Here is a 10,107-nt window from a genome sequence, read left to right as displayed (position 1 = left end):
GCCACTTTCACGTTCGGTTCGCGTCCGTCGATACGCACCCGATTCCGAGGAATGTCCATGCCGAGTATCGTCGCCGGTCCCGCCCATCTTCCGCCGAGCCCCGTCGCCGCCGAAACGCGCATGGTGCACGACGTCGCCACGCTGCAGCCGTCGGACTATCGTTCGGCCGACGGCGCAGCCTGGGTCATCGCCACCGTCACGCCGGCCCCGGACAGCGGCGAAAACGTGACCGGCACGACCTACTTCGATACCGCGAAACAGCAAACCGTCGCGGTGCCCGACGCGCGCCGGCGTTATGCGAACCGCGGCACCTGGCAGGTCGTCGCGAGTTCGAGCCCGTCGGTGCCCGCCACCGGCCGCTACGACTGGCTGACGCTCGCGTGGCTGCCGATCAACCAGCGGCCGCTGCCGCAAACGCCCGAGCATCTGTATTCGCCGTTCATTCACGGCGGCACGATCGTTTATCGCTGGAATCCGGCCGCACAAGGCGGCGAGCAGTTCGGCAACGTGCGGATGATCTTTCCGGAGTGGCGGCAGCAAGTGGCGGACGTGCTGCGCGCCGCGTCCGGCGACGACGCGCAAGCGGCGGCGGCCGCGTCCGCATCGGCGCTCGATCGCGTGCAGCAGGACGGCAACCCGATGGCCGCCGTGCTCGACTTCGGCGCCGCGCTGCACGAGGAACCGGCCGACCGGATCGCCGCACGCCTGCCGGCATTGCTGCGCGCGAACGACCTGCATGAAGTGTCGGCGATCGTGTTCCAGTGCATCTCCGCGTCGCGCGAAGCGGACCGGCCGCGCTTCGTCGAAGCGATCAGCGGGTCGATCTTCTCGATCGACGACAGCGCGCGCCTGCTCGCGATCGCCTACGGCGCATTCGCGGCCGGCAGGGCGAAGCCGCGTCCGTTCAGCGATGCCGCGCAGGCCGCGCGTATCAACGACGTGTTCGCGGCATTGAAGCAGCGGACGTCGGCACTCGGCGTGCCGGTCGGTCAGGGTTCGCCGTGGTACGAGTTCTTCACCGCATACCGGCTCGGCGGCGCGTCGCCCGGCTCCGGCAGAAACAGGCAGTAATTACCGGTGCTGCGCGATCGTCAGTCGACCTGATGCTTCGAGAAGCCTCGACGAAAGCAACGTCATCCTGAATGCTGGTACTCGGCATGTAATCCGCGCGCGCGGGGCGACGCATGTCGCGAGCTCGCGACGGGAACCCGCATGCGTCGCGCGGGGTCGAAACGCCACATGACCGGCAACGGTATCGCCTTCACCGGTCGGTCCACGATCCCCGCACTTTTTTCTTCCCATGTTGAGCATCGGTCCCTTCTCGATCCGCGTCGTCGCGGTAGCCGCCGCCGCGCTGCTGGCGTGGCTCGTCGCCCGCTTCATCCAGCGCCGCCCGCCTGACGGCCAGCACAAGACCGCGTCGAGCCTGATCCTCGACGTGCTGCTGCTCGGGCTGGTCGCCGCGCGCATCGGCTATGTCGCGCAATGGTGGCGCGAATATGCAGCGGCGCCACGGTCCATCATCGCGCTCGGCGACGGCGGCTTCGACTGGCGGATCGGCGTCGCCGCCGCGCTGGTGTTCGCCGTGTGGCGGCTGCGTCGCCTGCCCGCGCTGCGCCGCCCGGTAGCAGCCGGCATCGTCGCGGGTCTCGCCGCATGGGGTATCGCGCAAGGCACGCTCGCGACACTGCAGCGCACCGCGCCGCCGTTCGCCGCGATGCAGCTCGAAGCGCTCGATTCGACGCCCGTGCTGCTGCAACGCTTTGCCGGCAAGCCGGTCGTCGTGAACCTGTGGGCAACGTGGTGCGCGCCTTGCCGGCGCGAGATGCCGATCCTCGAACAGGCGCAGCGGGAGCATCCCGGCATCACGGTGCTGATGCTCAACCAGGGGGAGAACGCGCAGGCGGTGCGCGCGTTCCTCGAACAGCAGGGGCTGCGCTTCGACAACGTGCTGCTCGATCCGCCGTTGCGTGCGATGCATGCGTACGGGTCGCGCGGGCTGCCCACGACGCTGTTCTTCGATGCGAAGGGCGAACTCGTCGAATCGCACATGGGCGAGATCACCGCCGCGCGGTTGAAGGACGCCGTGGCGCAGCGCTTCGGTCAGTGATCCCGTCGGCCGCCTGCGCGCGGCCATGCTCGATCGTCGATGGCGCGCGCGTTCCCGCTGCCGCGGCTGACGCGCCCCACGACATGCCGACAACCGCCCGCCACGCTTACGGCCTCGACAGCACCATCACGCGCCCCGACACACGCTGAAGCTTCAACCACCCCGTGTCGGCCGTGAACCGAAGCTGCTGCAACGGAAAATCGAATCCCGCCCGCTGCGCGGCGCTGACCACCGCGTCGGCGATCCAACGGATCAGTTCCTTTCCTTCGTCGGTCGTCTGGTGACCGTTCTGGACGCCGTAGAAATAGCGATTCCCTGCGTTGACTTCGTTTTGCAGCTGCATCCAGTGCCCCGGGAGGCCCGGCAGGGTTCTGAACAGATCGGCCACGCGCTGCGTCGTCAGGCCGCGCGCCCACAACGCGCCATTCACCGCTGGCCGCGCCAGGTTGTGACGGTCTGCCTCCTGAGCCTGCCCCTTGATCTCGCCTTTCAGAATATCGGGTTTCGTCATCGCACTGTCCTCGTGAGGGCCCGGCAACGGGCCAATTGAATAAAAGCGGCCGAATATGGAGCGCGCGCGCTCCGTGCACGATACCTCTAATCTCGAAATTAATCGCCTGTCAGGTGTATCAGGCGAGCGCATCGCAACATCGATGGAATAAATCAGCTCGTTCCGACGGGCGCCGAAGCCCTGATCCTCCCCGCCATTCCCGTCCGCGCACCCATTCATTATTCAAAGAAGCGTGACGCGCAGCGAAATCATTTCGCGGATATTCAGACCCACATTCGATTAAACACTCATCATTAAATCGAACTGTTTCGATCTCCGATTTTCTGGACAATTTCCATTCCCGGTCGAATATTTTTTTATTTATTTTTCGCCATGCTGGCCACGTCGCGTTTGAAACGGCAAACGTTTGCGCGACGCACAAAACGCCTTATCCACCGACCTTCAGGAGGCAAGCATGGCTGACTCTCAAACGTCCTCGAATCGCGCCGGCGAGTTTTCGATTCCGCCGAACACCGACTTCCGCGCGATTTTCTTCGCGAATGCCGCCGAGCAGCAGCACATCAAGCTGTTCATCGGCGACAGCAAGGAGCCCGCCGCCTATCACAAGCTGACCACGCGCGACGGCCCGCGCGAAGCCACGCTGAATTCCGGCAACGGCAAACTCCGCTTCGAAGTGACGGTGAACGGCAAGACATCGGCCACCGATGCCCGCCTCGCGCCGATCAACGGCAAGAAATCGGACGGCTCGCCGTTCACGGTCAACTTCGGAATCGTCGTGTCGGAAGACGGTCACGACAGCGACTACAACGACGGCATCGTCGTGCTGCAATGGCCGATCGGCTGATGGACGCACGCTGACGAAGATTCGCGGCGCGGCATGTCCCGCGCGCCGCGCCGCGCACGACACGGCGACATCCGCTCGCCGGCCGCATCACGCAAAGACAATCCATCAAGACGAGGACGACATGACCCAACCCTTTACCCACGACGACCTGTATGCGCTGCTGCAGCTCGCCGGCAACGACGCAACCGCCGTACAGGCGAACGGCGACCAGGCGGTGCTCGACCGGATGCGTCAGTTCATGACCGCGCAGCTCGTGGAAAAACTGCCGCAATACGACGTGTTCGTCGACATCGCGACCATCCCGTACAGCTTCGACGTCGGCAGCTGGCAGAACAAGGTGAAGGCCGATGCGGCGGGCCAGGTGATCGCGTGCACGGTGACGTGGGCCGGCGCGCCCGGTGTCCTGCCCGGCGCGGCGGCGAAGTTCGGCGTCGGCGCGGTGGTCAATTACTTCTCGAAGGCGACGCCGCAACCCGCGCAGCCGGAACCGACGACGGCCGGCGGCGGCGAGCGCGACGGCATCTTCAACCTGCCGCCGAACATCGCGTTCGGCGTGACGGCGCTGGTCAATTCGTCCGCACAGCAGACGATCGAAGTCTATGTCGACGACAACCCGAAACCGGCCGCGACGTTCCAGGGCGCCGGCACGCAGGACGCGAACCTGAACACGCAGATCGTGAACTCGGGCAAGGGGAAGGTGCGCGTGGTCGTGACGGCGAATGGCAAGCCGTCGAAGATCGGCTCGCGCCAGGTCGACATCTTCAAGAAGACCTACTTCGGGCTGGTCGGCTCGGAAGACGGCACGGACGGCGACTACAACGACGGCATCGCGATCCTGAACTGGCCGCTGGGCTAAGCAGCTCGATCCTGTCGACGTTCGCCACGCCGCCCGGCGTGGCGATCCGCATCGACGCCGCCCGCCGGCGCGGAGCGGCACGGCCGCATGCGCCGCGTGCGGCCGGCGTCGCGAACCGGGCGTCCGCGTGCGGCGAGCGGTCGAGGTCGCAGCACGGGCATCCGACGAGCCCGTTTCCGCGGAAAACCACACCGCCGCAACGCGCTGGCCGCGAAACCGGAATTCGCGTGCCGTCACCCATGCGTTCGCGCGAAAACCCGCATGGCGTGTACAGTCGAGGGCTGCCGACGCGCGAGCGCATGCCCGTCCGACATTGACGGTCGCCGGCATCCGTCGCGCGCCTTCCGCCCTCAACCCGGAATCCCGTCATGTTTCTCGATCATCTTCATCCGGAACGCTGGACGTTCCTGTGGAACGCGCTGTCCACACTCTCGCTCAGGCTCTGCGCCGCCCTCGCGCTGCTCGTCGCGGGCTGGTGGCTGTCGAAACGCATCGGCAACTGGCTGAACCGGCTGCTCGCGAAGAAGGAGCGCGTCGACGACACGCTACGGCCGATCCTCTGCGACGTCGCCGCGTGGGGTATCCGCATCGTCGCGATCGTCGGCGCGCTGTCGCAGCTCGGCATCGAAACCGCGAGCGTCGTCGCGGTGCTCGGCGCGGCCGGCCTCGCGATCGGGCTCGCGCTGCAGGGCACGATGCAGAACATCGCGGCCGGCATCATGCTGTTGCTGCTGCGGCCGTTCAAGGTGGGCGACTTCATCGACGGCGGCTCGAGCGTCGCGGGAACGGTGGACGAGGTCGGCCTCTTCATGACGCGGCTGACGAAGCCGGACGGCATCTGCGAATACGTGCCGAACAGCGCGCTGTGGGGCAGTGCGATCCGCAATTACACGCGCAATCCGACGCGCCGTCTCGATCTCGAAGTGGAAGTGTCCGTGCACGACGACATCGATCGTGCACTCGACGCACTGCGCGCGCTGGCGGAAGCCGATCCCGACGTCCTCCAGGATCCCGCGCCGGACGTGATGGTGATGCGTTTCGACGACAGCACGGCGATCGCGAACATGCGCGTGTGGACGCACACCGACAAGTTCTGGGCGATGCGCTGGCGCCTCGCGCGCCAGGTGCGCAAGACGCTTGCCGATGCGGACTGCGCGCTGCCGATCCGCACGCGCGAGCTGCACATCGTGCACGACGCCGAACAGCAGCGCCGGGCCGACCCCCGCCGCGTGCAGGCGTCGTGACGCGCATCGCGCCGCGCGACGTCAAGTTCTCGTCGCGCGTGCCGGTGCCGGATGCGTGATCGAATCGTTCAAGCGCCCGTCCCCGGGCATCCACTGTCGAACCTCATCCCATGGAGCGCTACCGTATGAAGCATTGCATTTCTTCCGCGTCGCTTGCCGCCATGATCGCCTGCGCGCTTGCATTGGGCGCGTGCGCGACTCAGCCGGCTTCCCCTCTCCCGCCCGATGTCGCCGGGCAGGACACGCAAACCGCCCAGGCCGCGCCGCCGATCGTCGGCGGCGATCGCGATGCGCATGGCTGCATCGGCTCGGCCGGCTACGCATGGTGCGAGCGCACGCAGCAATGCGAGCGTCCGTGGGAACTCGCGAAGGCGCAAGGCTTCGCGAATTCGGCGCAGGCGTACGAACAGTTTTGCCGGAGCGCTTCGTCGAAGTGATGCCGTGACCGGAACCGGATCGCGGTGCAACGCCGCGGTCCGGATGAAGTATCGATATCGCGCGCGTCGCGACCGTTCCGACCCCGCCGCTCTTCCCGTTCCGCGCACCGTCGCTCCGGAAACCCGGACACGCAAAAAACCCCACGAAAACAAGGATATTCCGCGCGTGCGACACGGCAATCGAGTTCGGTTATATTACGCGCCCCTTGCCATCCCGCCCCCGCGAAACGCATTGCGCGCGGCCTCTTTCGACGCGGCCTGAAGCGCCGTCCGGCGAGGCCTGCGGCACGGGCCCGCGCGCGCCCGGCACGACCGCGAAGCATGCGATTGCGTGACTTCATGAAGTCGATCCGAAGGTGTCCTTCGCAACGGCTTCGCGTGCGCAAATGCAACGGCGAACGCGGCCGGTCCGGAATTCCGGATTCGCGGTCCGGATCTCCGGATGCGCGGGCCGAACGCGAATCCGCATCGGCCGGGCGGCATGGCAAACCGATGCATCCAAGTTGAAAAAGGGATCTGCTGTGATCAAAACGTTACGGGTAATACTGTCGGCGCTCGCGCTGTGCGTCGCGTCGTCCGCGCATGCCGCCGATACGAAGAAGGTCGACGTCCTGCTGGTGGGCGGCGGCATCATGAGCTCGACGCTCGGCGTGTGGCTGCACGAGCTTCAGCCCGACTGGTCGATGACGATGGTCGAACGCCTCGACGGCGTCGCGCTGGAAAGCTCGAACGGCTGGAACAACGCGGGCACCGGCCACTCGGCGCTCGCGGAACTGAACTACACGCCGGAGAAGGCGGACGGCAGGATCGACATCTCGAAGGCAATCGAGATCAACGAGTCGTTCCAGATCTCGCGCCAGTTCTGGGCCTGGCAAGTCAGGCAGGGCGTGCTGAAGAATCCGCACTCGTTCATCAACTCGACGCCGCACATGAGCTTCGTGTGGGGCGACGACAACGTCCGCTTCCTGAAGAAGCGCTACGACGCGCTGCAGGCGAGCCCGCTGTTCCGCGGGATGCAGTATTCGGAAGACTACGACCAGATCAAGCAGTGGGTGCCGCTGATGATGGAAGGCCGCGACCGCAACCAGAAGGTCGCGGCGACGTGGACGCCGATCGGCACCGACGTGAACTTCGGCGAGATCACGCGCCAGTTCGTCGGCTACCTGAAGACGCAGCCGAACTTCACGCTGTCGCTGTCGAGCGAAGTGCGCGAGATCTCGCGCAACGCGGACGGCACGTGGCACGTGTCGTGGGTGAAGCTGCATTCGGATGAACCGCCGCAGGCCGTCGACGCGAAATTCGTGTTCATCGGCGCGGGCGGCGGTGCGCTGCACCTGCTGCAGGCGTCGGGCATCCCCGAGGCGAAGGATTACGGCGCGTTCCCGGTCGGCGGGTCGTTCCTCGTGACCGACAACCCCGAGGTCGTGAAGCGCCACCTCGCGAAGGCGTACGGCAAGGCGTCGGTCGGCTCGCCGCCGATGTCGGTGCCGCACCTCGACACGCGCATCATCGACGGCAAGAAGATCATCCTGTTCGGGCCGTTCGCGACGTTCTCGACCAAGTTCCTGAAGAACGGCTCGTACTTCGACCTCGCGAAGAGCACCAACCTGCACAACGTCGCGCCGATGATGCGCGTGGGCGTCGACGAATTCCCGCTCGTCCAGTACCTCGCCGGCCAGCTGATGCTGTCCGACGACGACCGCTTCAACGCGCTGAAGGAATATTTCCCGGACGCGAAGAAGGAAGACTGGCGCCTGTGGCAGGCCGGCCAGCGCGTGCAGATCATCAAGCGCGACCCGAAGAAGGGCGGCGTGCTGAAACTCGGCACCGAGATCGTCAGCTCGCAGGACGGCAGCATCGCGGGCCTGCTCGGCGCATCGCCGGGCGCGTCGACGGCCGCGCCGATCATGCTGAACCTGATGCAGAAGGTGTTCAAGGACAAGGTCGCGACGCCCGAATGGCAGCAGAAGCTCCGCCAGATCGTGCCGAGCTACGGTACGAAGCTGAACGACAGCCCGGCGAAGGTCGTCGAGGAATGGACCTACACGAGCAACGTGCTGCAGCTCTCGCCGCCGCCGAAGATCGACCTGACGGCGCCGTCGCAGGCGACGGGCACCGCCCCGGCGCGCCCCGCGAAGGCATCGGCCGACATGGCGCTGTAACGCGTCCGGCCCCGTTTCGCCGCGTACGGCCGCCCTTCGGGGCGGCCGTTTTTCATGGCGGATGCGGGCGGCACCGCTCGCATCCGTCGGCGGCGCCCTCACCGGCCGCGCATCGACGCTCGTCCGCTGCCGGTCCGCGCACCGTATCGCCCACTGCCGGCCCCCCGCATCCGCTAGAATTGCGGGCACGCGCGACGCCGTCGCCACCCGATCCACCATCCGCATCGACGCGGTCCACGCGACCGCCGGTGCGGCCCGCGCCCGAGCCGCGCGAGCGCCGCACGCCGTTGCCGCGCCCGCCGGGCGCGCCATCAACCGAATTCAGCTGGAGAAAGACCGTGTTTACCTGCCGAAACCAGAGCTGCGGCACGCAGTGGGAGACGTCCGACGTCGTCATCAAGGACGAAGGCCAGGGGCTGCTGTTCCGCTGCCCGCTGTGCGGCGCGCGCAACTATGTCGAACGCTTCGAGGACGAGGAAGGGAACGTCCTCTACGAACAGATGGAAGGCCGCCCTTACCTCGGAGACCTCTCCTGACATGACCCAATCGACCACCACGCCGTTCAGCGCACTGCCGCTGACGCCCGCCACGCTCGCGAACCTCACGCAGCTCGGCTATGTCGACATGACGCCGATCCAGGCCGCGAGCCTGCCGATCGCGCTGGCCGGCCAGGACCTGATCGCGCAGGCGAAGACGGGCAGCGGCAAGACCGCCGCGTTCTCGCTCGCGCTGCTGGCGCGCCTCGACGCGCGCCGCTTCGACGTGCAGGCAATGATCCTGTGCCCGACGCGCGAGCTCGCCGACCAGGTCGCGCAGGAAGTGCGCCGCCTCGCGCGCGCCGAGGAAAACGTGAAGGTGCTGACGCTGTGCGGCGGCACGCCGATGCGGCCGCAGGCGCAGAGCCTCGAGCACGGCGCGCATATCGTCGTGGGCACGCCGGGCCGCATCATGGATCACCTCGACCGCGGCAACCTGAAGCTCGATGCGCTGAACACGCTCGTGCTCGACGAAGCCGACCGGATGCTCGACATGGGCTTCTTCGACGACATCGCGAAGGTCGCGCGGATGTGCCCGACGTCGCGCCAGACGCTGCTGTTCTCGGCGACCTATCCGGACGGCATCGCGAAGCTGAGCCAGCAGTTCCTGCGCAATCCGAAGGAAGTGAAGCTCGAAGAGCGCCACGACGACAGCAAGATCCGCCAGCGCTTCTACGAAGTGACGGAAACCGAGCGGCTGCACGCGGTCGGCCAGTTGCTGAACCACTACCGGCCGGTGAGCACGATCGCGTTCTGCAACACCAAGCAGCAATGCCGCGACCTGCTCGACGTGCTGCACGCGCAGGGCTTCCACGCGCTCGCGCTGCACGGCGAGCTCGAACAGCGCGAACGCGACCAGGTGCTGATCCAGTTCGCGAACCGCAGTTGCTCGGTGCTGGTCGCGACCGACGTGGCCGCGCGCGGGCTCGACATCGCACAGCTGGAGGCGGTGATCAACGTCGACGTGACGCCCGACCCCGAAGTGCACGTGCACCGCATCGGCCGCACCGGCCGCGCGGACCAGGAAGGCTGGGCGCTGAGCCTCGCCAGCATGGACGAGATGGGCCGCGTCGGCGCGATCGAGCAGGCGCAGAAGCGCGACGTCGAATGGCATCCGCTCGCGGAACTGAAGCCGGCCGGTAACGACACGCTGCTGCCGCCGATGGAAACGCTGCAGATTCTCGGCGGCCGCAAGGACAAGATCCGCCCGGGCGACGTGCTCGGCGCGCTGACCGGCGACGCGGGGTTCGACGGCAAGCAGATCGGCAAGATCAACGTGACCGAGTTCTCGACCTATGTCGCGATCGAGCGCGGCGTCGCGCGCGACGCGCTGCGCAAGCTCAATACGGGGAAGATCAAGGGCAAGCGAGTCAAGGTCCGGTTGATGGACGAGGAATGACGCGGTGA

Annotated in this window: 10 protein-coding genes; 9 read left to right on the top strand and 1 reads right to left on the bottom strand. The window is 66.7% G+C overall.

The window, feature by feature from the left end; all coding sequences use genetic code 11:
• Window positions 1–57 precede the first annotated feature (57 nt).
• Together WS87_RS18105 and WS87_RS18100 are read left to right on the top strand one after the other, a co-directional pair.
• Complete coding sequence (locus tag WS87_RS18105) at window positions 58–1,071, top strand: hypothetical protein (protein WP_059818379.1); 1,014 nt, start codon at window positions 58–60, stop codon at window positions 1,069–1,071.
• A 229-nt stretch (window positions 1,072–1,300) separates the two neighbouring features.
• Window positions 1,301–2,110, top strand: a complete 810-nt coding sequence (locus WS87_RS18100; protein WP_059818378.1) for a TlpA family protein disulfide reductase — start codon at window positions 1,301–1,303, stop codon at window positions 2,108–2,110.
• Between the two features lie 106 nt (window positions 2,111–2,216).
• On the opposite strand, the gene WS87_RS18095 is transcribed toward WS87_RS18100, so the two are convergent.
• A complete protein-coding gene (locus tag WS87_RS18095) occupies window positions 2,217–2,621 on the bottom strand; it encodes a hypothetical protein (RefSeq protein ID WP_059818377.1) in 405 nt (134 codons plus the stop codon).
• 454 nt (window positions 2,622–3,075) lie between these two features.
• On the opposite strand from WS87_RS18095, the gene WS87_RS18090 reads away from it, so the two are divergent.
• The 7 genes from WS87_RS18090 to dbpA all read left to right on the top strand — a co-directional run bounded on the left by WS87_RS18090 (window position 3,076) and on the right by dbpA (window position 10,099).
• Window positions 3,076–3,465, top strand: a complete 390-nt coding sequence (locus WS87_RS18090) for a fucose-binding lectin II (RefSeq protein ID WP_057926312.1) — start codon at window positions 3,076–3,078, stop codon at window positions 3,463–3,465.
• A 121-nt stretch (window positions 3,466–3,586) separates the two neighbouring features.
• Window positions 3,587–4,321, top strand: a complete 735-nt coding sequence (locus tag WS87_RS18085; RefSeq protein WP_059533653.1) for a fucose-binding lectin II — start codon at window positions 3,587–3,589, stop codon at window positions 4,319–4,321.
• A gap of 368 nt (window positions 4,322–4,689) precedes the next feature.
• A complete protein-coding gene (locus WS87_RS18080) occupies window positions 4,690–5,565 on the top strand; it encodes a mechanosensitive ion channel family protein (RefSeq protein WP_059818376.1) in 876 nt (291 codons plus the stop codon).
• A gap of 125 nt (window positions 5,566–5,690) precedes the next feature.
• Window positions 5,691–6,002 (top strand): hypothetical protein, encoded by a 312-nt coding sequence (locus WS87_RS18075; protein WP_059818389.1) that lies wholly within the window; start codon window positions 5,691–5,693, stop codon window positions 6,000–6,002.
• 521 nt (window positions 6,003–6,523) lie between these two features.
• Window positions 6,524–8,164 (top strand): malate dehydrogenase (quinone), encoded by a 1,641-nt coding sequence (gene mqo / locus WS87_RS18070; RefSeq protein WP_059818375.1) that lies wholly within the window; start codon window positions 6,524–6,526, stop codon window positions 8,162–8,164.
• Between the two features lie 338 nt (window positions 8,165–8,502).
• Entirely contained in the window at window positions 8,503–8,700 is a 198-nt protein-coding gene (locus WS87_RS18065; protein ID WP_059818388.1) for a hypothetical protein, read from the top strand.
• Window position 8,701: 1 nt separating this feature from the next.
• Window positions 8,702–10,099, top strand: a complete 1,398-nt coding sequence (gene dbpA, locus WS87_RS18060) for an ATP-dependent RNA helicase DbpA (protein WP_059818374.1) — start codon at window positions 8,702–8,704, stop codon at window positions 10,097–10,099.
• The last annotated feature ends 8 nt before the right edge of the window (window positions 10,100–10,107 follow it).

The sequence above is a fragment of the Burkholderia sp. MSMB0856 genome (assembly GCF_001524645.2).
Taxonomy (GTDB): Bacteria; Pseudomonadota; Gammaproteobacteria; order Burkholderiales; family Burkholderiaceae; genus Burkholderia; species Burkholderia diffusa.
The sequence above is the reverse complement of the archived record's forward strand: the minus strand, read 5'-3'. Positions and strand labels throughout refer to the sequence as shown.